At 60.4% G+C, this 23403-nt stretch carries 22 protein-coding genes; 1 reads left to right on the forward strand and 21 read right to left on the reverse strand.

Annotation, left to right across the window (positions count from 1 at the left end; translation table 11 throughout):
• Positions 1 to 103: 103 nt before the first annotated feature.
• Positions 104 to 1375, reverse strand: a complete 1272-nt coding sequence (locus tag ISS97_RS06400; RefSeq protein WP_379987088.1) for a nucleoside permease — start codon at positions 1373 to 1375, stop codon at positions 104 to 106.
• 225 nt (positions 1376 to 1600) lie between these two features.
• Between ISS97_RS06400 and rhtC the strand changes: the two genes are divergently transcribed.
• Positions 1601 to 2227 carry a threonine export protein RhtC gene (gene rhtC, locus ISS97_RS06405; RefSeq protein WP_379987087.1) on the forward strand — a complete coding sequence of 209 codons (627 nt, stop codon included), beginning with the start codon at positions 1601 to 1603 and terminating at the stop codon, positions 2225 to 2227.
• A gap of 92 nt (positions 2228 to 2319) precedes the next feature.
• Here rhtC and ISS97_RS06410 read toward each other — a convergent pair whose 3' ends face one another.
• From ISS97_RS06410 to virB11, 20 genes are all read right to left on the reverse strand, one after another.
• Entirely contained in the window at positions 2320 to 3690 is a 1371-nt protein-coding gene (locus ISS97_RS06410) for an FAD-binding oxidoreductase (protein WP_379987086.1), read from the reverse strand.
• Between the two features lie 51 nt (positions 3691 to 3741).
• Positions 3742 to 5424, reverse strand: coding sequence for a type IV secretory system conjugative DNA transfer family protein (locus tag ISS97_RS06415; RefSeq protein WP_379987085.1), 1683 nt, complete (start codon positions 5422 to 5424; stop codon positions 3742 to 3744).
• A 287-nt stretch (positions 5425 to 5711) separates the two neighbouring features.
• Positions 5712 to 7163 carry an XVIPCD domain-containing protein gene (locus ISS97_RS06420; RefSeq protein WP_379987084.1) on the reverse strand — a complete coding sequence of 484 codons (1452 nt, stop codon included), beginning with the start codon at positions 7161 to 7163 and terminating at the stop codon, positions 5712 to 5714.
• A complete protein-coding gene (locus ISS97_RS06425; RefSeq protein WP_379987083.1) occupies positions 7160 to 7753 on the reverse strand; it encodes a hypothetical protein in 594 nt (197 codons plus the stop codon). Before ISS97_RS06425 ends, ISS97_RS06420 begins: the two co-directional genes overlap by 4 nt.
• 129 nt (positions 7754 to 7882) lie before the next feature.
• Positions 7883 to 8533: a hypothetical protein gene (locus ISS97_RS06430; RefSeq protein WP_379987082.1), complete on the reverse strand. Its 651-nt coding sequence runs from the start codon at positions 8531 to 8533 to the stop codon at positions 7883 to 7885.
• A gap of 82 nt (positions 8534 to 8615) precedes the next feature.
• Positions 8616 to 9950, reverse strand: coding sequence for an XVIPCD domain-containing protein (locus tag ISS97_RS06435; protein WP_379987081.1), 1335 nt, complete (start codon positions 9948 to 9950; stop codon positions 8616 to 8618).
• 33 nt (positions 9951 to 9983) lie between these two features.
• Positions 9984 to 10700 carry a hypothetical protein gene (locus ISS97_RS06440; RefSeq protein ID WP_379987080.1) on the reverse strand — a complete coding sequence of 239 codons (717 nt, stop codon included), beginning with the start codon at positions 10698 to 10700 and terminating at the stop codon, positions 9984 to 9986.
• A 195-nt stretch (positions 10701 to 10895) separates the two neighbouring features.
• Positions 10896 to 12179 carry an XVIPCD domain-containing protein gene (locus tag ISS97_RS06445; protein WP_379987079.1) on the reverse strand — a complete coding sequence of 428 codons (1284 nt, stop codon included), beginning with the start codon at positions 12177 to 12179 and terminating at the stop codon, positions 10896 to 10898.
• Between the two features lie 55 nt (positions 12180 to 12234).
• On the reverse strand, positions 12235 to 12825 hold the full coding sequence (locus tag ISS97_RS06450; protein ID WP_379987078.1) for a hypothetical protein: 591 nt from the start codon (positions 12823 to 12825) through the stop codon (positions 12235 to 12237).
• 883 nt (positions 12826 to 13708) lie between these two features.
• On the reverse strand, positions 13709 to 14206 hold the full coding sequence (locus ISS97_RS06455; protein WP_404580050.1) for a DUF4189 domain-containing protein: 498 nt from the start codon (positions 14204 to 14206) through the stop codon (positions 13709 to 13711).
• 46 nt (positions 14207 to 14252) lie between these two features.
• Positions 14253 to 14696, reverse strand: coding sequence for a type IV secretion system protein (locus ISS97_RS06460; RefSeq protein ID WP_379987077.1), 444 nt, complete (start codon positions 14694 to 14696; stop codon positions 14253 to 14255).
• Positions 14647 to 14967: a hypothetical protein gene (locus ISS97_RS06465; protein ID WP_379987076.1), complete on the reverse strand. Its 321-nt coding sequence runs from the start codon at positions 14965 to 14967 to the stop codon at positions 14647 to 14649. Before ISS97_RS06465 ends, ISS97_RS06460 begins: the two co-directional genes overlap by 50 nt.
• Positions 14968 to 15416: 449 nt before the next feature.
• Positions 15417 to 15908, reverse strand: a complete 492-nt coding sequence (locus tag ISS97_RS06470; RefSeq protein WP_404580051.1) for a DUF4189 domain-containing protein — start codon at positions 15906 to 15908, stop codon at positions 15417 to 15419.
• Positions 15909 to 15924: 16 nt separating this feature from the next.
• Positions 15925 to 17019, reverse strand: coding sequence for a type IV secretion system protein (locus tag ISS97_RS06475; protein ID WP_379987075.1), 1095 nt, complete (start codon positions 17017 to 17019; stop codon positions 15925 to 15927).
• Between the two features lie 66 nt (positions 17020 to 17085).
• Complete coding sequence (locus ISS97_RS06480) at positions 17086 to 17871, reverse strand: hypothetical protein (RefSeq protein WP_379987074.1); 786 nt, start codon at positions 17869 to 17871, stop codon at positions 17086 to 17088.
• Between the two features lie 30 nt (positions 17872 to 17901).
• Entirely contained in the window at positions 17902 to 20373 is a 2472-nt protein-coding gene (locus ISS97_RS06485; RefSeq protein WP_379987073.1) for a VirB4 family type IV secretion/conjugal transfer ATPase, read from the reverse strand.
• Positions 20374 to 20431: 58 nt separating this feature from the next.
• The gene (locus ISS97_RS06490; RefSeq protein ID WP_379987072.1) at positions 20432 to 20740 is read right to left on the reverse strand and encodes a type IV secretion system protein VirB3; all 309 of its coding nucleotides are present in this window, start codon (positions 20738 to 20740) and stop codon (positions 20432 to 20434) included.
• Positions 20733 to 21062: a TrbC/VirB2 family protein gene (locus ISS97_RS06495; RefSeq protein WP_379987221.1), complete on the reverse strand. Its 330-nt coding sequence runs from the start codon at positions 21060 to 21062 to the stop codon at positions 20733 to 20735. The genes ISS97_RS06490 and ISS97_RS06495 overlap by 8 nt, the downstream gene beginning before the upstream one ends.
• A gap of 275 nt (positions 21063 to 21337) precedes the next feature.
• A complete protein-coding gene (locus ISS97_RS06500) occupies positions 21338 to 22336 on the reverse strand; it encodes a lytic transglycosylase domain-containing protein (protein ID WP_417323432.1) in 999 nt (332 codons plus the stop codon).
• A 13-nt stretch (positions 22337 to 22349) separates the two neighbouring features.
• Entirely contained in the window at positions 22350 to 23390 is a 1041-nt protein-coding gene (virB11, locus tag ISS97_RS06505) for a P-type DNA transfer ATPase VirB11 (RefSeq protein WP_379987071.1), read from the reverse strand.
• Between the last annotated feature and the right edge of the window lie 13 nt (positions 23391 to 23403).

Below are 23403 nucleotides of genomic sequence, written 5' to 3' on the forward strand. Positions count from 1 at the left end.
ACAGTTTAAATGAGAATAATTATCATCTCAAATTCTTGCGACGTCCCCAAAAGCCAAGGGCCGCAGCAGGTGCGGCCCTTGGCAGAAAAAAACCGGCGATCGCTCAGTGGGCGGCGTTGCGTGCCGCCGCGCTCTGCAAGGCCGCCGGATCGTGCTTATGTTTGAACAGGAACACGAACAGCACCGCCACCACCAGCGAATACACCGAGAACGTGGTCCAGATGCCGTGCCAGTCTTTGCTGTTGTCGGGGCGAGTGAAGAAGGCCTCGATTACCAGGCCGCTGATCGAGCTGCCCAACACGGCACCTATGCCGTTGGTCATCAGCATGAACAGGCCCTGCGCGCTGGCGCGGATCGACGGATCGGCCTGGCCTTCGACAAACAGCGAGCCGGAGATATTGAAGAAATCGAAGGCCATGCCGTACACGATGCACGACAGCACGATCATCCACAGCCCCGCGCCCGGGTCGCCATAGGCGAACAGGCCAAAGCGCAGCGTCCACGCCAGCATGCTGATCAGCATCACCGTCTTGATGCCGAAGCGCTTGAGGAAGAACGGAATCGCCAGGATGAACAGCGTTTCCGAAATCTGCGAGATCGACATGATGATGGCCGGGTAGCGCACCGCCATCAGGTCCTTGAATTCGTCGTGCTTGGCGAAATCGTGCAGGAAGGTGTCGCCATAGGCGTTAGTCAGCTGCAGCGCCGCGCCCAGCAGCATCGCGAAGATAAAGAAGATCGCCATCTGCGGATTGCGAAACAGTGCGAACGAGGTCAGGCCCAGCGTATCCAGCAGCGACTGGTGCTCCTTGCGCTCGAACTTCGGCGGGCACTTGGGCAGGGTGAAGGCATACAGGCCCAGCACCAGCGCCGCGCCGGAGGCGACAAAGAACTGCCCCTCGGTGGTTTCCAGATGCAGCAGGCTCACCGTCCACAGCGCCGCGATGAAACCCACCGTGCCCCACACGCGGATCGGCGGGAAATCCTTGATGATGTCCTTGCCGTCGCCTTTGAGCGCGTTATAGGCCACCGCGATGGAGAGCGAAATGGTGGGCATGTAGAACATCATGTTGATCAACATCACCCAGAACATCAGCCCGGGTGAATTGATCGTCGGCACGATAAACAGCACGATGGCGCCGCCGATATGCAGCAGGCCGTAGAGCTTTTCCGCGTTGATCCACTTGTCCGCGACCACGCCCATGATCGAGGGCATGAACAGCGAGGCGATGCCCATGGTGGAGAAGATCGCGCCGAACTGCGCGCCCGACCATTGCTTGTTCTGGAACCAGTAGGCGCCGATGGTCAGCAGCCACGCACCCCAAACAAAGAACTGCAGGAAGTACATGACGATCAGGCGGAGTTTGATGCTCATCAGGTGTCTTGATCCAATGAATGCGGTAGCTTTTGCGCGATGGCCGCACCGGGCACGCGGATACCGGGCAGCCAGCCCTGCTGGTCCCGCCCGTTCCGGCAACTCGGTATTCCCCCTACGGGTGGCCGTGGAAAGCCAAAACGCTGGCAGCGTAGAGGAATCGGCTCCGTCGCGACAAGTTGCGGGGCCGCAAATATCCAGTGGTTTATTGCGTCGGAGCGTCTCATGAGCCTGTTCCTGACTATCGCCTTCGTCCACCTGATCGCCCTGATCAGCCCGGGCCCGGATTTCTTCTTTGTCTCGCAGACCGCGGTGAGTCGCAGCCGCCGGCAGGCGCTGTTCGGCGTCGCCGGCATCGCGCTCGGCGCGATGGTGTGGTCGGCGCTGGCGCTGCTCGGGCTGCAACTGCTGCTGCACCGGCTGGCCTGGCTGGGCCGGTTGATGGCCGTGGCCGGCGGTCTTTACCTGGCTTGGATGGGCGTAAAGATGCTGCGCGGCGCATGGCGCGCTCCCGCTGGCGGCCCATCGATGACGCCCCAGATCGAACGCAGCGACCTTGCCACGCTCCGTGCCGGCCTGCTGACCAACCTCGCCAACCCCAAGGCCGTGGTCTATTTCGGCAGCGTGTTCTCCGCCCTGATCGGCGACGGCGCGAGCGCCGCCACCCGCTGGGGCCTGTGGACCCTGGTCGTCACCGAAACCTTTCTATGGTTCACCCTGGTCGCGGCGTTTTTCGCTCTGCCGGCCATGCGGCGCGGCTACCTGCGGTTGTCGCGGTGGATCGATGGGGTGGCTGGAGCGGTGTTTGTGCTGTTCGGACTGCATCTGATCATCAACCGGCAGGCCCGCTGACCACCCTGTAGGAGCGCACCCTGTGCGCGAAGGTCTTGCGACACCGTCTCAAGAGCGGTCGCCCACAGGGTGGGCTCCTACCGAGCAAACCATCAAGGCAGCAACTTTCCCGGATTCAAGATGCTGTCCGGATCGAACGCAGCCTTGACGTTGCGCATCAGCCCAAGCGTCGCCGGCTCCAGCGCGAGCGGCATGAATTCGCGCTTGATCAGGCCGATACCGTGTTCGCCAGACAGCGTGCCTTCCAGGCGGATCACCAGCGCGAATACTTCGGCGAGGCAGGCGTGGGCGCGTTCGCGTTCAGCGTCGTCGCGCGGTAGCAGGTTCACATGCAGATTGCCGTTGCCGGCGTGGCCGAAGCTGACGATCAGCACATCGTGTTTGGCGGCAAGCTGTTTGATGCCGTCGACCAGTTCAGGCAGGTGGCTCACTGGCACCACCACGTCCTCATTGATCTTATTGGGTGAGATGGTGCGTTGCGCTGGCGACAGCGCCTTGCGTGCGGACCACAGCGCCTGGGTTTCCTCAGCGGTCTGTGCAACCTTGAGTTCTTCCAGTCCATCGCCGCGCGCCGCGCGCGATACAGCGTCCACCGCGCTGGGCAGCGTTTCCGGTTCGCCGTCGACTTCGATCATCAGCATCGCACCGGCCAGCGGCACGCCGTCGCCACCGTAGTCGCGTGCCAGCTTCAGCGCGACGTCGTCGATGAATTCCAGCGCGCATGGCGTGACGGGCTGGGCCATGATGCGTGCCACCGCGCGCGCGGCGGCACCCACATCGCGATAAGTAGCGCGCAGCGTGCGCAGCGCGCTCGGCTTGGGCGCGAGCTTCAGCGTCGCCTCGGTGATCAGCGCCAGCGTACCTTCGGAACCGATCAGCAGACGGGTAAGGTCGTAGCCTGTGGAACCTTTGCTGGTGTACGTGCCGCAGCGAAAACCTTCGCCCGTGCCCGCCACCGCGCGCAAACCCAGCGTGTTCTCGCGCGGGCTGCCGTACTTCACCGTGCGTGGCCCCGCCGAGTTGCAGGCCAGGTTGCCGCCGATACTGCACCAGGGCGAAGAAGTTGGATCGGGCGGCCAGAAGAAACCATGCGGCTTCAGCGCGTTCTGCAGGTCGCCGTTGAGCACGCCCGGCTCGACCACCGCCAGGCGGTTATCCGGGTCGATGCGCAGGATGCGGTTCATCCGCTCGAAGCTCGCCACCACACCGCCTTCCACCGGCACCGTGGCACCGGTGGTGTTGGTGCCGCGCCCGCGCGCTACTACCGGAACGCGATGTTCGCGGCATGCGCGTACCAGCGTCTCCACCTGCTCATGCGTGGTAGGGAACACCACCGCATCAGGCAATGCGTTGCGGCGCGAGTTGTCGTAGGCGTAGGCGAGGCGCTCGCCTTCATCCACCGACAGAGCGTCGGCGGCGAAGGCGTGGCGCAGGATATCGAGCAGGGCGGGAGGCAGCGTCATGAGCCAAGTCTAGCTCTGAAGCTGCCCAGGGGCCGTAGCGCCCCTGAGGGCTCAGATGGCCAGAACGGGAATATCCACCTTCGGCAGCAGGCGCGCGGTGAAGTACTTGTCCTGGTAGTAGCGGATCTTTTCGCACATCACCGGATGCGGAATGCCCTCATAGAGGAAAACCTCCTTGTCCGTACCCATGGCCTTCAGCTCCTGCGGCAACATCAGCGCACGACGCTCCTCGGTCTGGCTGCGCGACACGTCGCCGCGACCCTTGCCTCGCGTGACGTTCTCCTTGCGCACGGTGGTGTAGCCAAGCATGTCCGAGTAGTCGTTGGCGTCTTGCTGCTCGCGCGGCGCGTAGATGATCTGCAGCGCGTGGTTGGTGATCAGCGTACGTGAGACATCCTTGCCATAAGTCGCGTCCAACTGAGCCATGCTCTGGATGATGGGTAGCAGGCGCACGTTGTAGCCGGCCATGTACGACACCGCCGAAGCGATGATCTCCACCTTGCCGATCGAGGTGAACTCGTCCATCAACAGCAGGCACTGGTGCTTCAACGCTGGATTGTTCTGCGGCAGCTCCTTGGTGTTCTGGTTGATCAGCTGGCTGAAGAACAGATTCACGATCAGGCGGCTCTCAGCCAGCTTGTTGGGCTGGATGCCGATATAGATGGTCATCCGCTTCTTGCGCACGTCTGTCAGCAGGAAATCGTCTTCACTCGTGGCGGCGTCAAGCACCGGATTGATCCATGCGTTCAACGGCTCCTTGAACGTGCCAAGGATCGAAGAGAAGGTCTCGTTCGCTTGCGATAGCAAATTAGCGAAAGCTGATTGGGCATGGCCACTGAGGAAAGTCTGCTGTGACATCCATTGGTAGAGTTGGCGCAGATCGGTGCCATCGCCTGAAGATAGGCGATAAACCGCCCCGAGCGTCGGCTTGATCCGCAGCACCAGTGGTAGTCCGCTCTTCTCGTCGTGCTCCCATTTGTCGAACAGGTACATCGTGAATGCCATGAACGCATTGCGCGCCTGGCTGACCCAGAATTTTTGCTCGTCCGAGCCATCCGGGTAGAGCATCGCTGCGATGCTCATCAGATCAGATACACGAAAAGCTGGATCTTTCGACACATAGCTCAACGGATTCCAGCGATGCGTACGCCGGTCTTCCGCAAAGGGATTGAACAGATAGATCTCCTGCCCCTGGCTGGCGCGCCAGCCACTGGTGAGCTCGTAGTTCTCCTGCTTGATGTCCAAAACGACCATCGATTCCTGGTACTCGAGCAGGTTGGGAATCACCACACCCACGCCTTTGCCCGAGCGCGTAGGCGCCGCGAGGATCACAAACTGCTGACCGCTCAAGCGAACCAGGTCACCCTTGTACTTGCCGACCAGAACGCCGTTGTCCGAAGGCTTGAACATGCCGTGCTTGCTCAGATCGCCTGCATTGGCAAAGCGGGCATCGCCGTGCATGGATTGCTTCTTGCGCCTGGACAAGAAGTAGAGGGTGATCAGCCACAAGGCAACCGGAAGGCCAAAGCCGATATAGCCCGACCATTTAATCCGTCCGACATAGGGCTGGACCTGCGGCAGGTCCAGGGCAATGGCGTACTGGTAGTACGTATTCCACGATAGCGGGACGTCCACTTTGAGGAGCAGCCGGACCAGCCAGCCAGCGAAAAAGTCACCCAGCACAAGGGCAACAACAAACAACCCTGCCGCCCAATACCACTTGGCCTTACTCATACTTTCACCCTGTAGCTTGCAGTGTTCACCGGACGCGGACGTCCGGGGTTCATCGAATCGATAAGGTTTGCCGCGCGACGCGAAATCCAACGGACTCGCGTTACCCGGCCGTGAACGCGACCGACTTTCGATCAGTACTTGAGGTCTAGCCGGCCCGCTCGAACGTGGCAGTCGCGAACAAGACGGTTGCAGCAAAAATCCAGACTTTCATATCGTTGCCCTCGCTTCCATTCTCGATGCCATCTACGGCTGCGTTGTCGTTGGTAGTCCAGTTGCCGCGCGCGTCGTCAGCGCCCGGGTTGGGGAGTCTGTTGCTCCGTTTGTGTCTGCGACTGAGCGCGCCGCTCCGCAAGTTGTGCTTGCTGGGCAAGTTGCTCCCAGGCTGCGCTGCTCTTGTCTACCGGTGTATTGACACCCTCCTGCGTCGGGATGTCTGCATACCGCTTGAAGGGCGATTGCAGATCGCCCTGCACCGCATAGGCACGGCTGGCATCCTCGCTCAGTACGACATGGTCGATCCGCTCCAGGCCTTGGCGACGAGCCGCAACTACCAGTGATGCAGCAAAGTTGTCGCTTTGTGTGTCGGAAGAGCGCTGGTGTGCGGCGTCCAAAGTCTGAACGGCCTGGCGGGCCTGGGTAAACAGCGTGTGATCTGGATGACTGGGATGATCCAGATGAGTGGTCTCGCCTTCGCGCTTGCTGTCGAACCAGGAGCCTGGGTGGGTCAGCGTGTTGAAGATGCGAGAGGTGCGCTCGGCTACGGCGTGTTCCGCTGAGCGAATCGCTTCTCCCGCAGCTTCGAATTTTTCCGAGACCTCATGAGCAACGCTCTGCACAGCATGCTCGATAGCGTGCGCGCCCTCGGTGATCTTTTCCGCCGCCGCATGGCCCGCGGCTTCCACACCATGCACTACCGCAAGTGGCACTTCCCAGCCGGCAGAGAGCACCGTGCGAATGTCCCGGACATCGCTGCGATACCGATCGATCATTCCCTGGTGCTCGCGGTAGAGCGCTTCGCCTTCTGGCCCGATGATCGAATGTCCAAGCAATTTATTGTCGGGCACGAAGTTATCGATGCCGTGAGCACTGAAGTCGGTGGCCTTAATCGGATTGCGCGGGCTCAGTGGACCGCTGTCGTCGCGATAGCCGGCCTTGGTCAGGGTCTCGATGTCTTGGGGTGCTGCGTAAGTATGCACTTCGCCGAAATGCGGACTGGCGGCACTTACCAGATCCCCCGCACGGATATGGTCGATCACCTGATGACCGCCTTCGGGGATGCCATACAGAAGACCGGCGGCACCATAGGCGTTGAACGTCTCGCCCTTGAGATCGAACTTGGCGGCAGTGATCTCGGCCAGCGTGCCGCCGAGCGAGTGGCCAGTAACGGTGACTGCATAGGGATAGCCGGCTTGGGCTGACTGCTTCTTTGCTTCGTCGATCACTCGCTGGGTGAAGGCGATGGCATCAGGCGACTGGGCGTTCAGCCCGGTCAGCACCATGCCGGCATCGACACCGCCGTCATGCACCGGCTCCCGGTCGAATTCGGTGCCTCGATGGGCGATCACCACCTCGCCGCTATCCACGCGCTGATAGGCCGTGGCCTGGTAGCCCGTGTGGGGGTTGTTGGTGTGATCGAAAATCTTGTATTTCACTCCACCCAGCTCGATGACTTCGTTGAGCGAGTGATCCTTGTATGAGTCACGCGCGAGCAGCGCGTTGTCCGTGGTGTTGATGCTCATTGATCGACCTCTCTGGCCGTCAACGTCATCGAGAAGATGTCGGTGCGCGATTCGGGCAGGAACAGCCCGCGGTTGGGCGTACCGAATGCGCTGCGTTCTTCACCGCTGTTGAAGTAGTCGCCCCTGACGAAATAGGTAGGCACGGGCTTCTGCGCCAGTAGCTCCTTTGCATCCATGGCGGGTGAGAAATCGACTTTGTTGATCTTGAGTGTGGCCCAGGCGGTATTCACGGCCCAGTGGCAAACGCCCATGCCGTAGTAGTCCTCGTCCTGAAGCAGGTCGGCATACAGCGTGGCCTTGTAGACGTGATCGCTCACGCGGTTGAAGGTGAGGGGCTCGTTCTTCTCCGGTGCGAGCGTTGCGCCGCTGATGGGGGTCATGGGCACGCAGCGTTCGTTCTCCACTTTGTAGTGGACAGTGCCGGTCACTGAGTCGAATGGTCCAGGCGCGTTCTCGAGGGTGAGAGTGATCTCGTAACGCTTCTTGGGATTCGGGTTCTGTTTGATGTCTGGATTTTTCATAGGAAGACCGAAGGCGGTAGTGGTGAGGGCCAGAAACAGCGCAAGCGCTTGGCCCAGTGTGATGATCATGATGGCGGCCCCGGTGCGCGATGTCGCATGAGTCGCAGACGCTCCCGGGCGGAAGGCCGCTGACGTTGCAGCATGTGGCTCGGCGGCGCGATGTTCATGACCGAAGTTGTGATCAGTCGTTGGCATGGTTCAGTGCACGGTGACCCGGAACGGCAAATGCTTATCCGGATCGGCCAGGCGGTAATACTCTCCGGCGATTGCCAGGTCCTTGCCGGCCAGATGCATACCGCTCTGGCCTTTGTCCACCCAGGCTGAGTACGCATCAGTCACGCCCGCAACGACGATGTCGCGGATGCCTGTGGTAGCGCCCTTGGCCAGGTCCAGCTCGACGACTTGCAACAGCGTCTGCGATGTCGTCTGAGCTGGTTGAGTATCGGATTGCAGCAGTACGTACAGCGTTCCGCCCTTGCGCAGGCAGTGGGTGGCGCGACCTTGAAAGGTGTTGGCGGGGAGGTCGAGTGACCTGCTCCATAGCACCCGGTTAGCCACGATGTCCTCCACGTAGACGAGGGGCTTCTGGTTCATGCCGTCCTCGTCAGTCACTGCACCGACTACGCAATGCCGATTGTCGCCCAGTGACTCGGAGGTATAGGAGGAAAACCCCTGAGGGATAACGGTGACTGTGTTATCCGCTGCTATATCGGCCAAGCTGGTTTTGTCTTGCGCTGCGGTCGTGGGCGGGGAGGTCGATGCCTGGTCGTCGCTGCCGGCACGCGCGACATGGGCGCAGATGGTCAGCGTTACGAGAAGTCCGGCCGAAATCGCTGGTTTGAACCACATGTATTGACCTCTGCGGATGAGCGGGCTGCATTGATTCGCGACGACCCCGGCCAGCGAAAACCTGCGACCGGGGTTCTTGCGGTCAGATGGACATGGTTGGGTTGGTTTGCCTGGAAGTTTGTTGTGGATCCTGTTGCTGCTGGGCCTGTCCGACCTGACCTTGCGCCTGCGATGCCGCGGCCTGCTCCCAATCCGCGCTGCTCTTCTCCAGCGGTGTATTGGCCGCCTGCGCGGTAGGTACTTCGGCGAGCTTCTTGAAGGGCGAGTTGAGATCGCCCTGTACCGCGTAAGTGCGCACGGTGTCATCGCTGAGGACGGCATGGTCGACTCGCAGCAAGCCTTCGCGTCGCGCGGCGACGGTCAGCGAGCCGGCCAATTGGTCGCTCTGCTCGTTGGGTTCGCGGCGATGCTGGGTATCCAGCCGATGCACGGCGTCCAATGCCTGTTTGTACATGGCGTAGTCTGGATGCGCTGGGCTGTCGAGACGCAATGGCGTGCTTCCCTGCGTCGGTGCGTGCTGTGCCAGCTCAAGTTGCTGTCGCAATATTTTTGTGGTCTCCGGTCCAACCGTGCCATCAGGTTTCAAGCCGTGATCGCGCTGGAAGGCTTTCAGGGCTTCGTCGGTCCTCAAGCCGAAATGGCCGTCCGCGTTCAGCGGCGCCTCGCGCGAGGGGTAGCCGAGCTTGGCCAGGTCGAGCTGCAGACTGGCGACATCACCGCCGCGGGATCCTTTGTGGAGATGGTTTTCGCGGTCGTGATTGTCAGGCTGCGCCACATGCGGCGCCTGATCACGCCGCGTAACCATCGGGCCGTTATGCGCGTCCGGGATATCCACTTTGGCATGGCCGTGCGCCGGTTCGTGCACTTGGAACTCGGGTTTGGGGCGTAAGGCCCCGACGATCTTGAAGTCGCCGCCATTCCAGTAGCCCAGCTTGGTGTCGGTAGGCGCCATCGCCTTGGTCAGCGCCGGGCCGGTGCTTACCTGGGAGCCGTAGAACTCGATATTTCCCTGGGTGTCATATCCCTTGAAGATGCCCACATGCCTGCCGTGACTGCTGTTGAACATCAGGATATCGCCCGGTTGCAGCGAGCCGGGTGTTTTGCGTGCATCCTCGGCGGGAACCACGTCGAAATGTTGCTTGGCGTAGTTTGTTACCTGAGAGCCGGTGAAGAGTTTGGACGTGGCGAACGGTTCATTGCCGACGTCGTAGCCGGCGTTCTTCAGGCCGCGCCATACGAGGGAGGAGCAGTCGACGCCGTACAGGCCATCACCGTCCAGGTCACGCTCGTCCCGGCTAGGATCCGAGCGTCGATTGGGTGAATTGTTTTTCAGGGTTATGTCATCGCGGCCGTACTCATACTTGCGGCCCTCGAGCTCGAAGTGACGATAAGCCTCATCCAGAATTTCGCGACCCATACATTCTCCTTGTGGTCGTAAAGAAAAGGCTGCTCAAAGTCCCATTGAAAACTCTGCGAAATCGGAGGCACTCACCCAACCGGCGGCGCAATCGGCGTACTGCCCGTGCTCAAGGCGGCAAGCTCCCTGAGGCGATGCTTTGACCCATTCCACCTTTGGGGTGCCTGGGTCGCCGCAAAGCTTGCTGTGCTTGCAAGCCGCCACGGATTCCGCCGGAATGGCCATGACGTAGTACCAGAGAGGTTCGCCCACCTGCTTTCGCGCGGTGGCTGCGATGCATACGAATTGCATGTCATGCAGTTTGGCCACCGAATCGTTAGGAAAGGGCGGAAAGCCCGTTCCTAACGAAGCCGATGGCTTGTCTCCGGTGAGGATCTGGCCATAGAGGCCGTCTCCGCTACAGCCTTCCATATTGACGACGATCCGGTACTCACCGGCGCTGCACTCTGGCGTCCAGTCCTTTCTCTTCTGGGTGCATGTGACTCCAGGCAGAGTGGCTACAGGTGCCGGCAGCGGTCCTTCCATAGCCGCGTCTTGCGACAGTGCCCCCTGTTTCGATGGAGAGGCATTCGCCGGCGCGGTGGTAGGTGCCGTTGCGTTCAGTGGATTACTGGCCGGTATGGCGGAAGCCGCCCGGGCAGCAGAGGCCTCACCGGATATGACTGGCGTCCGGCTATCCGACGCCGAACCGTTGCATGCCGCAAGCAGCAGGCAGGGCAGGAGGCGAAGGAAGTAGTTGATGCAGGCCATGGCGAGAACGCTCCTAGCGGATCGGGTCTTATGGTTTCCCGGTGGTGCGGCAGGGTAGGTTGTCCTGTGCTGGCGACCGACCGATGCCGGTCACCACACTCACTGCGATTCAACAGGTTTTTCAGGAACTTTGCGCAGATACGGTGAAAGGCTCAGGCCAGGGCGTTGCAACGCCACCAGCCTGCGCCGGGTTCATTACCTTTGCTGCGATGCTTGTGCCTGAGCCTGTTGCGCCGCGTCGTGCGTCTGTTGTTGCGAAGGACTCGCGGCATGCTGCTGGCCCGCCTGAGCCAAGGCGCGGCTGCTCTGCTCCACCGACGTGTTGACGGCCTGTTCGATCTGCACTTCCGCGATGCGTTTGTGCGGGGAGTTCAGGTCGCCCTGCACGGCGTAGACGCGGCTGCGATCCTCGCTGAGCACGACATGGTCGATGCGATTGAGGCCGGAACGGTGAGCTGCGACCACAAGAGATGCGGCCAGGTTCTCGCTGAGCTGGTCCGGAGCGCGCTGGTGCTGGGCGTCGATCTTCTGCACACCCTGGAGCGCTTGCTGAAAGACGCCGTGCGACGGGTGCGCCTGGTTGCCGAGATGTTGTCCGCCACGTTGGGCTTCGAGTGCCTGCAACTGCTTGTCGATCGCGGTCTGGGTCTGGTGCCCCACGACGCCGTCCGGCTTGAGGCCGTGACTTTGCTGGAATGCCTTCACGGCTTCCTCGGTGCGCGGGCCGAAGTGGCGATCCGCTTGCACGTCATACCCCAGTCGGCTCAACTCGCCCTGCAGCTTGCCCACGGACTCGCCCTGGGCGCCCTGCTTAAGCGTGACGGGCGTGGTCTCGTGGCGGGCCGGTTCAGATGTGTGTTGGCCGGGGGCGCGGTTCATCAGCTGGTTGAGGCCATCACGGTTGCGCGTGATGTCGTGCATGTAGTCGTAGTTGCTGGTGCCGTTGCTGTCGCGCATGACGCGGCCGCCGGTAGCCGCGGCCACGGCGCCACCATAGCCGGCAATATGTCGGGCCTTGAGGAAGCCGGCGATCTTTTCCGGGCTGTCGTCCGCATGCAGCACGCCGTTCTTGATGGCCTGGTTGTAGGCCTTGCCGCTGTTGATGCGGAAGGCGTCGTCCTGGAGTTCGGCGGAGGCCTTGTATTTGTCCAGGCTCAGGCCGTTCTTCCAGTTGGAGGGGTCGTTGAGGAATTCGGTCATATGGCCCTTGGAGGCCCACGCCCATTCGCTCTTGTAGCCGTCCATGGCCTTGGCCAGCTTGTCCTTGTCCACATAGCCCGCATCGGCGAGCCAGCCGGCACCGGCCTGGTAGCGGCCAACATAGCCTTGCTTATTGGTGATGGTCAGGTTGCCGCCATTACTTTCCGTCATGACGGTGGATGCAACCAGACGGCGGGTCATCGCGTCGTCCAGACCGGCGATGTTGCCCTGGTGGTAAGCCTGTGCAGTGGCCACTGCATTTTCTCGTCTATCAGCCATGATGCTTGTCCTTTTGGATATGACGATGGTTGTGATGGATCAGGTGTAGCGGTAGTTACGACTCCTTACAGCGCATGGCCGCCATCCGCTGCGCTGGCTTGCTCCGGTAAAACACGAACGTGGTGGCGCCGGGACCCTGGTTGCCGTCTTCCTCGTCCACGTAGCCCTCGGCATAGATGGGGGTCGAGCCTGCGCCTAGCGTGATCTGGAAGAACGCATTCTTCTGCGTGTTGGCCGCGGTGGTCCCGAAATCCAGTTCGCAGGCGCCGCCGACCGGTTTGATGGTGGTGCCACCGCTCAACTGGTGCTGGATGATTTCCTGGTAGTTGTCGCTGGGATAGAACTTCACCAGGGCGATGGAGTGCACATTGGCAGCGTCGCCATTGAGGGTAACGCCAACGTTGCCCTCGTTATCTTTCTTCGTGCCGGCATCCGCGCCAACTTTGCCATCAGGCACGTCGACCTCGCCGAAACCGGACAGCAGCAAATTGCCGCCACGGTAGTGCGACATATCCGGGCCGGTGGCGTCGGGGTTATCCAGAGGCTTGGGATCACGCCATTGCACACCAGGTACGGCATCGAAAGCCGGCCAACCGGAAGCGTCGTGCGCAGCGAAAACGCCGAGAAGGGTCTGCAGGGGAGACATGGCACTCTTTCCTTGAGTTTCGGCAGGAGCGGGCGGCATGGCAGCCGTCGCCGCCGGTTTCGGCGCCGAGGGTGTGGCAGGACTATCGGGAGACTGAGACGAGCCGCATGCGCTCAGCGAAACGAGCAGGGCGGTCAGCAGGAGCGTTCTTGGGCTCATGGTGAGTTGTGTGTCCTTTCAATCAAGCCAAGGGGCGAGCCCTTGAACGGTTCCATTGGTGGCCCGGGAGGATGGATGGGCCGGTTCGCCAGATGAGCGAACCTAACTGCATGAGTCAGCTCCGCATTTGACCTGCTTCAATAGCCACGGGCAAGTGCTTGCGACGAATGCGGTTCAGTTTTTTAGTGTCGGCCATCACATTGCCTGACGTAACGAGTTTCATGGCGGTGTCGCCTCAATCGTCGACGTGATGACAATTTGAAATGGGTTTTCACTTCTTCGGGCCGGCTTGCCCTGTGGGTATTTTGCAGGCGCCTTCACGCCTGTCCCTCTACGGGCTAACCCGCAACTCAAGTGGCGTCGCCGCGTGGATGTGGATGTCTCAATCAGTTGGCGTTAGCCGGATCACCCGAAGGCGTGGATGACATGGTCTTTGCGTCGGCAGCCTGCTCAGTGGGAAAGCCTTGGGGCACACCCGCGCGAACATGGCAGCTGAGACCGGGTTGAAGCCGTACGGATTGGTGACGGTGAACGTACCCTGTTCCTTTGTGATCAGTGCCCAGCAATCTTGCGGCACACCGACCGTGCAGAAAACGAAAGAGTCATTGCCATAGTAGGGGATGGGCTCGTAGAAGCCGTTTTGGGCTACGGCGCCAGCACTGATGGTGGCTAGCAACAAAACAGTAGGGGCTTTTTCATGGGCATTCCTTGCTGATGAAAGAGGTTATTGGATGCGTTGAGGGAGGCTACAGCCGGAGTAATAGACGTGGCATCCATCGGATTCTGCGTTACACATGTCCATTCCCGATTTCTTGGCCCCTTCCAGTGTGGAGGCGGTCTGCGTATTAAATCCCTTGTTGCCCAGAACCATAACTCCACAGCCATTTGCGTAAGAAAGTTGCAATTTGCACTTCGATCCACTTTTGGCTTGACAGTCTTCTAGGGCTTTCTGTTCCGCTTCATCTTGCGATGACGCGTCGGTAGAGATTCCTAGGGTGCCCGTTGGCGTATCGGTTGCTATGGCGCCCCATTTGGATGCCCATCGCATTGGTGGCGCTTGTGGTCGCGATTGTCCTTGACCTTGGTCATAGCCAGGAATGGGCCTACATGACATGACGCCCTGGCCGCCTTCGGGAATCATTCCTGGCGGGCATCCACCTTCAGCATATGAAGCAGCACTGAGACTGAGCATGCACAACAGTAAAAGTAGCTTCAATTTCATGGATCAGCTGTCCCGGATTTGAGGCGCATATTTCATCTGGTCGCCACTAACGGCTCTCGTGCTGCCAGTTACACGCGTAGCCGTGTTGGTATGCGCGCTCCCAGTAGGCAGGGGGCCGGCCTTGTCCTGGATTGATGGTGCTCAGGGCGATCTGCGTATAGGCCAGGTTCTTGTCGATGGCGCTGGCGGTGGTCTCGTCGGCGTTGCCGGCGAACAATCCATGGACCTCCTTATTCAGGCTGATGGTGAGCCAGTCGTGCAGATCGGCGCCGCTCACGACCATGGTGGTGGAGGCAGTGACGATCACGGCGACGCGGCCCATGCCGGTGACCAGATGCATCATCGACTCGCGCGACTGGCTGGTGACCATGCGGTAGCCCTGGATCATGATCCAGAGTGTGACCAGGGAAAGTGCACGCCGAAGGCGTGCACTTTTCCATTCATGGGCTATAACCCCACTGCGTGATGATGGTGTTGAGAACGGCGGCATTGGTGGAAACCTGAGCCCCGGGGCACGTCATCAGGAAAGTCCTGCGCGCGGCAGCGGTAGCCCCACTGTCGAACTTCGGATCCCACACCTGGATGGCATGGAAGGCGGCGATGGCGCCGGCGCATTCAGGCCCTCCGGTAGTACCGTCGCCGGAGATGCCGGCCATGCATACATAAACCGAGCAGGGGTCGGCAGCTTGGGCATGCACGGGAGCAACAGCTAGTCCGGTGGTACCGATGGCAAAGGCGGCGAGTAGAGCGCGTGGGTTCATGGCTTGACTCCTGTCGTATCCGTGTTGTGTGACTGAAAGGCTTGGAAGAAAAAACCTCGATCAGCGGTTCATGGCCCGCAGGCACAGGGACAAATGTCTGCGTGTCTCGATGGCCCGGAGCCGTCTGCACCACATCTGAGTGCCGTGCCGAAGGCCCCGAGTTAGCACCCCAGTGAGGGCGATACGTGCAGCTGCACGACTTGTTGTGCTTGACGCGCTTGCTCGCCCACTTCCCGCTGTAGCGTTGCCTGGGCCCATGGCGTGTTGCTCTGTGCCATCGGTGCCCCGCAATCTTGGGGCACACCGACTGTGCAGAAAACGAAAGGGTCATTGCCGTAGTAGGGAATGGGTTCGTAGTAGCCGTTTTGGGCTACGGCGCCAGCGCTGATGGTGGGTAGCAACAAAACAGTAGGGGCTTTTTCATGGGCATTCCTTGCTGATGAAAGAGTTTATTGAATGCGTTGAGGGAGGCTGCATCCTGAGTAATAGACGTGGCAGCCATCCGATTCGGCGCTACATTGCGCAATGCCTTTCCGCGTGGCCTCTTCAATAGTTGCGGCGGACTTGGCGTTGAATACCTTGTTTCCAAGGACCATGACGCCACAGCCATTGCTATAAGAGACTTGTAGTTTGCAGTTTGCTCCGCCTTTAGATCGGCAGTCCGCTATGGCGCCTTCTTCTGCTCGATTTGCAGACGATGCTCCGTTTACCGCGCCTAGACTTCCAGTAGTTGCATCAGTGGCGATGGCCCCCCATTTTGAGGCCCATTCAACAGGAGGCTGTTGTTGCTTTCCTTGGTCATATCCTGGGATTGGTCTGCATGACATCACACCCTGCCCACCTTCTGGAATCATTCCGGGAGGGCATCCACCTTCTGCGTGAGCGGCGGAGTCAATGAACATTGTGCAAAGTAGTAAAAGCAAGACTGCTACGGCGCGCATACGGGTTCCCTCACCATTACTGGGTGCGAGTATTCATTGTCTTCATGACGTCAGCCTGAGCATTGTTTTGAGTCGAGGCGACTCGAACCCCAGGCGCGGGAGTGTTAAAGCCTCCAGAGGCTTGGTTGCCAGTATCGGCATGCCCTTGGTTGTAAGAAGGTGGTGCGTAGGAGCCCGCCGGCGCCCCACCCGGCCCGGGTCTGCCAGCTGCCGCCCCACCCATACCAAACGCCGAGTAAGTCAAGAAGTTACCCATGGTGCCCTGGAAGAACACCGCAGCCATCGGCGGCACCGAAATAATGAGCACGGTAAGTAACAGTCCAATACCGCCCTGCTGCATCGCCTGACTGGTCAAGCCCTCCGTATCGTTGCCCAGAATCGAATTGGCAATCTTGGATGCCCATACCGCCTCGCTGATCTTGATGGTGAGTTCCAGCACCATGGCACTGACCACGCTGAGCAGGGCCATCGAGAAGATGGTGCCGATGCCGTAGAGCAGCCAGCGGCGGAACAGTTCCTTGGTTTGTTCAAATATCAGACACAGAATGAACAGCGGCCCCAGGCCGATGAACAGGGCGATGGCGAACTGGTAGAGCAGCAGCATGGCGCCGGCGGCCATGGGCGGACTGGCGGTGCCGAAGGTGGCAATGAGGGTGGAGCGCTCTTTGGCGTTCTGCATCTCGCCATCGCCGGGGGCGATCTGCACGGCATTGATGGTGCCCAGGGCGATCTGCGTATAGGCCAGGTTCTTGTCGATGGCGCTGGCGGTGGTCTCGTCGGTGTTGCCGGTGAAGAGCTGGTGCACCTCCTTATCCAGGCCGATGGTGAGCCAGTCGTGCAGGTTGGCGCCGCTCACCGCCATGGTGGTGGCGGCGGTAACGATCAGCGCGATGCGCGCCATATTGGTTATGAGGTGCATCATCGACTCGCGCGACTGGCCGGTGACCATGCGATAGCCCTGGATCATGATCCAGAGCGTAACCAGGGTCAGCGCGATGGCCGCGGCCCAGGTCATCATGCGGCCCATGAGGTCCATGCCGAACGTGTTGATCTTGTCGTTGAGGTACTTGTAGACCAACGAGTAGTAAATGTAATCGCCAATATTGGGCATGGTGCCTCTTCCTTGTGCCGCCAGGGTGCGCCCGGCCTTGCCTGCTGAAGACGGAAAACGTCGGGCTTACTGGGAGAAGGCGGCCTTCATGGCCGCGGTGTTGACCAGGGTGCCCAGAGGGCTGGGGCTGCCGTTCATGGCTCGGCGCGACAGGATGCCCTGCATTTGCTGCAGCATCTGAATCTGCGTATCCAAGGTGGTCATCTTGCTACTCCAATCGGCTTGGTTTTTGACGATGCGCCCCTGAAACTGGCTCAACTCGTTGCTGTTGGCTTCCAGGTCGCCGGGCGACTTGGCCGTGCTCATGCGCTGGGCCTGAATCTGGTAGAAGCGGTCGCTTTCCTGCGCAGTGGACTGCAGATAGTCGACGGTGTCGTTGTATTTCTGATTCTTGGTCAGCACGATCAGCTGACACAGATCCCGCTGCTGCTTGACGACATCGCCGCCCATATTGGGCAGAAAGCTCTGCAGCGCGGTGGTGATATCGCCAGCCAGACCGCCGGTCACGCCAGGGCAGGCATCTTTCACGCCGTAGTCGGCGGGGATCTTTTTGAACTGGTTCTGCATGGTGAACAGCGTGAAATTCAGCGATTGCAGCTTGACCAACTGCTCCTGCCAGAACGCGACCTGGGCGGTGTAGTGATCGATGGTGGCTTTGTACTGCTGCACAGTGTCGATCCAGCGCTTGGCCTGCTCCGCGTACTCGGCGATGGCCTTACCCATGCTCTCCGGATCATTGACGATGACCCCCAACTGGGCCTGGCCCGAACCAGTGAACAGGCTGCAAGCCAGCATAAGGCCGGCAATGAGGCCCTTCCTGCGGCTGGCGCGACGAGAGGTTGAGGTCTTCATGGCGATATCTCCGTAGGTTATGTCGATGGGTCAGGCGCTGGCCGAGCGCGCGGAGCGCGGCGTTTGCGGCGGTTGCGAAGGCCTGGGTTTGCCGCTGCCCCTGCGGTTTTCATAGAACGCCGGCAGCCATTGTTCGGGGCGCAGGTCGTCTACCGGGATGCCCTCCGCGGTGGCGCGCTCGCGCATGACTTCGTGCATGATTTCGATGTTGTCGGTGGAGGCGGAGATCACCGCCAAGGCATCGTCCAGGCCGCGCAAGTTCAACTGGCACACCGACGAAGCATGACCTTGCTTGACCAGGAAGCAACGCGAGCGTTCGTCCAGGCCTACGACCACCTGGTATTCCGCTTCCGTGAGCTTGAGGCCTTCGATGTAATCCTCGCGGCTCGCGTTGGGATTCGGCAGCAGGATCATGGTGGCGGTCTGCTCGATCAGGGCGGCAGAGATGTCGCTCGCGAGCGCATCTTCCGGGCTCTGGGTGGCGAAGATGCCGAGGCCGTTCTGCTTACGGATGGTTTTCTGTTTGTTCTTGGCGAATTCCTTCAGGCCGCCCTTGCCGTCCAGAATCTTCCAGAACTCGTCCATCACGTAGATCAGTGGGCGGCCGTCGATCAATGCCTCCAGGCGATGCAGGAGGTAGTTGATGACGGGTGCGCGCACTTCCGTGTTGTCGATGATGTCGGTGTAGTCGAAGCCGATGATGTTGGCCTTGGCAAGGTCAATGGTGTCCGTCGGATTGTCGAATACCCAGCCCAGCGAATTGCCGGCGGTCCATTTGCGCATGCGTACGAAGAGGCCGTCGTCGCCCATATTGGGCAAGCTCTTCTGGAAGTTGGTCATGTTGCGCAGGTGCATGGGCGTGTCGAGCATGTTCTCGACGGCGCGGAAGATGTCCTCTTCCTCGCGCGAGCTGTACACGCTCTTGCCGGCCAGCACTTTCACCAGGTCGGCGAGGAACTGCACATTGGCTTCGTTGCGCTCGCACTGGAACGGATTGAAGCCGGTGGGCTGGCCGTTCTCCAGCGCCAGGTAGTTGCCGCCGCAGGCGCGTACGAAAATCTCCGCGCCGCGATCCTTGTCAAAGAAGAAAATGGTGGGCGTCGGCTTGAGCTTCTGCACCTGGCTGAGGAGGAAGTTGATGAGCGCCGTTTTACCGGTACCGGACTTACCGATCACCATGGTGTTGGCGATAGCCTTTTCACCGAGCGAGTTCTCCGCCGGATGAGTAGCGTGGAAATTGAAGTAGTACGGCTGGCCGTTGGTGCTCTGCAGTGTGGTGACGCAATCGCCCCAAGGATTGTTGTCTTTCTTGCCGGTGGCGAAGTTGTGCAGAGGTGACAGGCCAAGGAAGTTGAGCGAACTGACGTTGGCCAGGCGTGTGCGGTATTTCCAGTTGCCCGGGAACTGCGAGTAGAACGAGGCCGTGACGGCCAGATCCTCCTTGACCGAGATGAAGCCGGCATTGGAGAGCTCCGCGCGGGTGGCGGCGATCTGCTGGGATAGTGCATCCTGGCTCGGGGCGTACACGGCCATGGTGAAGTGGTACTCACCCAGCACGAAGTTGCCGGAGGCGAGCTGGTCCATGGCCTGGTCCATCTCGATGATCTGGCTGACGGCCTTGTCGCCGGAGGAGATCATCATGCCTTTGGTGCGCTCCAGCGCCTTGAGTGCGTCCTGGCGACCCATGGGGCTGAAGGAGTGCGTGATGACGTACTCGAAATCGAGGTACTTCAATCCGTTGAGAATGCCCGGATAAGTACTCTCGGTGTACTCCTTGATATTGAGAAGGGCACCGAAATGGTTTTCACCATTCGGTGTGGTCAGTACGAAGTCTCCGGTCTTGCTCGAGAAGCGCTGCTTGCTCACTGGCAGATAGTGGTAGACCGGTGCGGGAAGCACCGGCACCGGTTCGTCGATGCGGTTCAGCACATAGCCGAAGAATTCCAGCGTTTCCGAGAACACCACGCCGTTGCTCGCCTCGTACATACCCAGGCGATACGGCGCGTAATCCTTGAGCACGGCCTCCACGTTACCCGCGAGCTCCTGGATGGTGCTGATGGCGTGCGCCTGCTCGGCTTCCAGCTGGCTGACCTCGCTGGTTTTCTCCGCGAAGCGTTTGCCGCTCACCACCGGGCGATAGATCATCGTCAGGTAGAGCTCGTTCTGCATGAGCTTCTGCGTGGAGAGCGCATGGAAGTAGGCGTCGGACAGGCTCTGGTTGAAGGCCTGTCCGAAGCGGCTCTTGTCCTTGATGCGACGGCGGCGGCGCAAGTCGTGGACCCAGAAGGCCACGTTGACGAAGTCTGGTGCGCGCAGCGTCTGCAGCATGCGGTTGAAGGTGTTGTGGCGATGTTCGATGTCCCATTCCTCCCTTCCTACGAAGGGCAGGCCGCCCAGTCGCCACACCATGAGGAAATCGCCGCCGGTCGTCTTGACCACGGTAGGCGATACATGGGTGGAAAGCGGAATGAGTTCGCTGATGGGGGCGTCGGGGATCAACATGGTTGCATACCGTTTCAGATGGGGAGTGCCCCGGCCGTCCTGGCCGGGGCATCTCCGATTACTTGCCTTGACCGGGCTGCCCGCGGTAGCCGTTCGGCGTGAATACCCACATGCCGTCGTGCTCCTGGAGATTGCGCACCCGCGTGCGGAACTGCAGTCGCAGCCCCAGCAATCGGAAGATCATCTCGTCGCGCTTGGCCATATGCCGCATGACGAAGATGACGCAGGGCACCAGCACCAGAAAGATCGGATTGGTATACATCGCCAATAGCAAGCACGAACCCGCACCGACGAAGAAGGGCACGTAAGGCACGCCCATGAACATCGGAGGGCGCGTGCAACCGCGAAACAGTGCGTTCTTATGCATAGTGGTTCAGGAAATGCACCACCATGGCGGTGCAGGTCTGGCCGGTTTCGCCGACGACCATCTTGGCGACCTGGGTAGCGGCGCCGACCAGCACGCCACCGATCAGGATCGGGGCCACATCACCGATGCGCTTGTGCGCGAAGGCGATCTGGTAGCCGGAAAAGATGACAGCGATCGTGACTACAGCAATCGAGGCCATGTTGAGCAGGCCGTTGATGCTGTCGAAGAAGCCGCAGACCTTCTTGTCGGAGCCGGCGAAGTCCGGCGCGGCGAGCGCGATTTGCGGCAGCACGACGGCGGCGAAAATGACAAGGCCCATCATCAGCATGGGCGTCATGCTCTTGGTCTGGCGCTTGATATCGGTAGGCAGGTTCATCTCGGGTTCCTCATAAGGTGATTCAAGAACTGAAGGTGCGACTACCCGGCGATGCCGGGCGATGGACAGCTACGTGGTGCGCAGCCTGGTTCACTACGGTCACCCCGAAGCTGGTCGAGGTGGATGTCGGCCCGAAGGCCTTCGCGGCGAACGCCTGGGGCGCTCGTTTGGCGAACAGGGAGATGCACGGCGACATGGCGAGCCATGGCATCGGCGGTTGCTCAGAAAACAAAGGCGTCATCGCGGCTTCCTTGGCGAAGATCGGCCTGATCGATGTTCGGCGTGCCGGTGGACACCGCCATTTGCGGTGCTACGGCGGGCGCTTGCTGTCCTGCGGTGGGTGCAGCATCGTTCGGGCCGCGTACGCGTGGCACGAAGATCTCATCCGACGCCGCATTCGCCTGCGCGGGCGCTGCGCCATCGGGTGCAACGTTGGCGGCGACCGCATTTCCCGCATACGGCATTCCCGCTGGTGCGCTTTGGGCGACCGTCGCAGGTGTGGGTTGCATGGTGTTTGCGGAATTGTCCGGTAGCGGCTGCGGACCGGGCCGGGTTGGCGCATAACCCACGTTGGCTGGGGACGCGCTGGGCAAGCCGGCAGCACGTGCCACCGCCGGAGCGATAATGGCGCTGGCTGCCGTGTCCAACGCCACGCTGCGCAGCGCGATACGATAGGAACTGTCGTTGATCGGCGCATAGGCGACCGATTTGCTACTGCTGCGGACGGCTGCCTGATTTGCGGCGACTACAGGAATCGCCATTGCCTGGTTGCTGGCGAGCTTCATGCTGCGGTTGATGGAGTCGTAGACCTTTTGCACGTAGCCATCGCGGTAACCCGTGACGAAGTTGCCTGAGTAGTAGCAACTGAACGCTTTGCCCCAATCGTTGCCGGAGCTGGCATAACACTCGGAAAGAATGCGTGCGCCGACTGCAAGGTTGGCGCAGGGGCTGAAGGCCTTTTCGTAGCTATCCAGGCCGTACTTGCCAAGGTTGGCGCGATTGACCTGGGCCAGGCCTACGGAGAAGTTGTAGCCCTGATCTTCGAGCATACGTACGGTGGCCAGTGCCTCGCCGAGATTCTGTGGCTGACGCACTAATTGGCCGCCGACCACGCCGATGGCGTAAGGGTTGTGGCTCGATTCGACTTTGACGATGTGCTGCATCACCTCCGCCGGTACGGCAAGGTTCGGGCAGCTCATCATTTCCAGGCCGGGAAGCATCGAGTACTCCTTTTCAAGCAGCTTCCGCGTTCATGGCGCGGGCAGGGTTGAAGTCGATGCCGGTGATGTAGCGATTGCCGGCGTGGGCTTTGATATGCACCACGATGTCGATGGTCATCATCAGCAGTCGCTTGATGGTGGCGAACTCCAGGCCCGCTCCCTCGTTGGATGCTTTCACCATCAGGGCGAGCTGGTCCCAGGTCTGCTCGGTGCTGCCTGCATGACAACTGGTAATGGAGCCGGGATGGCCGGAAGCGCAGTTGCGGATGAAATAGAAAGACTCATCGCCACGCAACTCGGCAAGGATGATGCGATCCGGCTTCATGCGTAGGCAGGCTTCCATGCAGCTCTTGGCGGTGACATTGCTGGTGCTCTGGCCGCCCTTGGAGTAGAGAAGGTGCACGACGTTCGGCTGGTCAATGAACAGTTCGCGTGCGTCCTCGATGGTCACCAGACGCTCGTTGTGCGGAATGTGATGGACCAACGATTTCATGAACGTGGTCTTGCCGCTGCCGGTAGCGCCGGCGACCACGATGTTCTTCTTGTTCAAGACCGCCTTACGGAAGAAGTCCGCATAGCGGCGCTCCGCGCGCAGTTCGAGCAGTTCGCGGTCGTGATCACTGATGCTATGAGTGTCTTCAAGGATCTGGTCGAAGAAACCGTCCTCTTGATACTGCGCCAGGGTCTTGGTCTGGCGTGACGGGAGGCGGATGGTGATGGATACCTTTCCGGTATCGCAGGCTGGTGGGATGACAAACTGCGCGCGCTGGCCGGTAGGAAAGGTCAGTGACACCACCGGATCGGTGTCCGTGATGCGCTGACCGGTGTTGCTTTCATTGACGACTGCCGTACAGAACTGGCGCGCACGATCGAAGGTGAGCGTCGGTACTTCCACCCGACGCCACCCACCACGGCTTTCCAGATAAAGCTCGCCAGGCTGGTTGATGCAAATTTCCGTGACCTCCGAAGAGGCCATGAATTCTCTGATCCCCAGCACCTCGTACTGGTAATCAAGAAACTCGCTGGAAACCTGGGCAATAGCTGAGTCGTCCATGTCCTGCTTCTTT

Origin of the sequence: Dyella koreensis (genome assembly GCF_044904565.1) — a bacterium.
Lineage (GTDB): Bacteria > Pseudomonadota > Gammaproteobacteria > Xanthomonadales > Rhodanobacteraceae > Dyella_D > Dyella_D koreensis.

What these genes read in the sequence shown, in the direction of transcription:
- ISS97_RS06430 (WP_379987082.1), bottom strand. Translation starts at nt 8,533, where the DNA reads ATGTGGTTCAAACCAGCGATTTCGGCCGGACTTCTCGTAACGCTGACC.
- ISS97_RS06490 (WP_379987072.1), bottom strand. Translation starts at nt 20,740, where the DNA reads ATGCATAAGAACGCACTGTTTCGCGGTTGCACGCGCCCTCCGATGTTC.
- ISS97_RS06475 (WP_379987075.1), bottom strand. Translation starts at nt 17,019, where the DNA reads ATGCCCAATATTGGCGATTACATTTACTACTCGTTGGTCTACAAGTAC.
- ISS97_RS06470 (WP_404580051.1), bottom strand. Translation starts at nt 15,908, where the DNA reads ATGCGCGCCGTAGCAGTCTTGCTTTTACTACTTTGCACAATGTTCATT.
- ISS97_RS06400 (WP_379987088.1), bottom strand. Translation starts at nt 1,375, where the DNA reads ATGAGCATCAAACTCCGCCTGATCGTCATGTACTTCCTGCAGTTCTTT.
- ISS97_RS06495 (WP_379987221.1), bottom strand. Translation starts at nt 21,062, where the DNA reads ATGATGGGCCTTGTCATTTTCGCCGCCGTCGTGCTGCCGCAAATCGCG.
- ISS97_RS06485 (WP_379987073.1), bottom strand. Translation starts at nt 20,373, where the DNA reads ATGTTGATCCCCGACGCCCCCATCAGCGAACTCATTCCGCTTTCCACC.
- ISS97_RS06435 (WP_379987081.1), bottom strand. Translation starts at nt 9,950, where the DNA reads ATGGGTCGCGAAATTCTGGATGAGGCTTATCGTCACTTCGAGCTCGAG.
- rhtC (WP_379987087.1), top strand. Translation starts at nt 1,601, where the DNA reads ATGAGCCTGTTCCTGACTATCGCCTTCGTCCACCTGATCGCCCTGATC.
- ISS97_RS06455 (WP_404580050.1), bottom strand. Translation starts at nt 14,206, where the DNA reads ATGAAATTGAAGCTACTTTTACTGTTGTGCATGCTCAGTCTCAGTGCT.
- ISS97_RS06480 (WP_379987074.1), bottom strand. Translation starts at nt 17,871, where the DNA reads ATGAAGACCTCAACCTCTCGTCGCGCCAGCCGCAGGAAGGGCCTCATT.
- ISS97_RS06445 (WP_379987079.1), bottom strand. Translation starts at nt 12,179, where the DNA reads ATGGCTGATAGACGAGAAAATGCAGTGGCCACTGCACAGGCTTACCAC.
- ISS97_RS06460 (WP_379987077.1), bottom strand. Translation starts at nt 14,696, where the DNA reads ATGCCGCCGTTCTCAACACCATCATCACGCAGTGGGGTTATAGCCCAT.
- ISS97_RS06465 (WP_379987076.1), bottom strand. Translation starts at nt 14,967, where the DNA reads ATGAACCCACGCGCTCTACTCGCCGCCTTTGCCATCGGTACCACCGGA.
- ISS97_RS06500 (WP_417323432.1), bottom strand. Translation starts at nt 22,336, where the DNA reads ATGCTTCCCGGCCTGGAAATGATGAGCTGCCCGAACCTTGCCGTACCG.
- ISS97_RS06415 (WP_379987085.1), bottom strand. Translation starts at nt 5,424, where the DNA reads ATGAGTAAGGCCAAGTGGTATTGGGCGGCAGGGTTGTTTGTTGTTGCC.
- ISS97_RS06425 (WP_379987083.1), bottom strand. Translation starts at nt 7,753, where the DNA reads ATGATCATCACACTGGGCCAAGCGCTTGCGCTGTTTCTGGCCCTCACC.
- ISS97_RS06450 (WP_379987078.1), bottom strand. Translation starts at nt 12,825, where the DNA reads ATGTCTCCCCTGCAGACCCTTCTCGGCGTTTTCGCTGCGCACGACGCT.
- virB11 (WP_379987071.1), bottom strand. Translation starts at nt 23,390, where the DNA reads ATGGACGACTCAGCTATTGCCCAGGTTTCCAGCGAGTTTCTTGATTAC.
- ISS97_RS06410 (WP_379987086.1), bottom strand. Translation starts at nt 3,690, where the DNA reads ATGACGCTGCCTCCCGCCCTGCTCGATATCCTGCGCCACGCCTTCGCC.
- ISS97_RS06440 (WP_379987080.1), bottom strand. Translation starts at nt 10,700, where the DNA reads ATGGCCTGCATCAACTACTTCCTTCGCCTCCTGCCCTGCCTGCTGCTT.
- ISS97_RS06420 (WP_379987084.1), bottom strand. Translation starts at nt 7,163, where the DNA reads ATGAGCATCAACACCACGGACAACGCGCTGCTCGCGCGTGACTCATAC.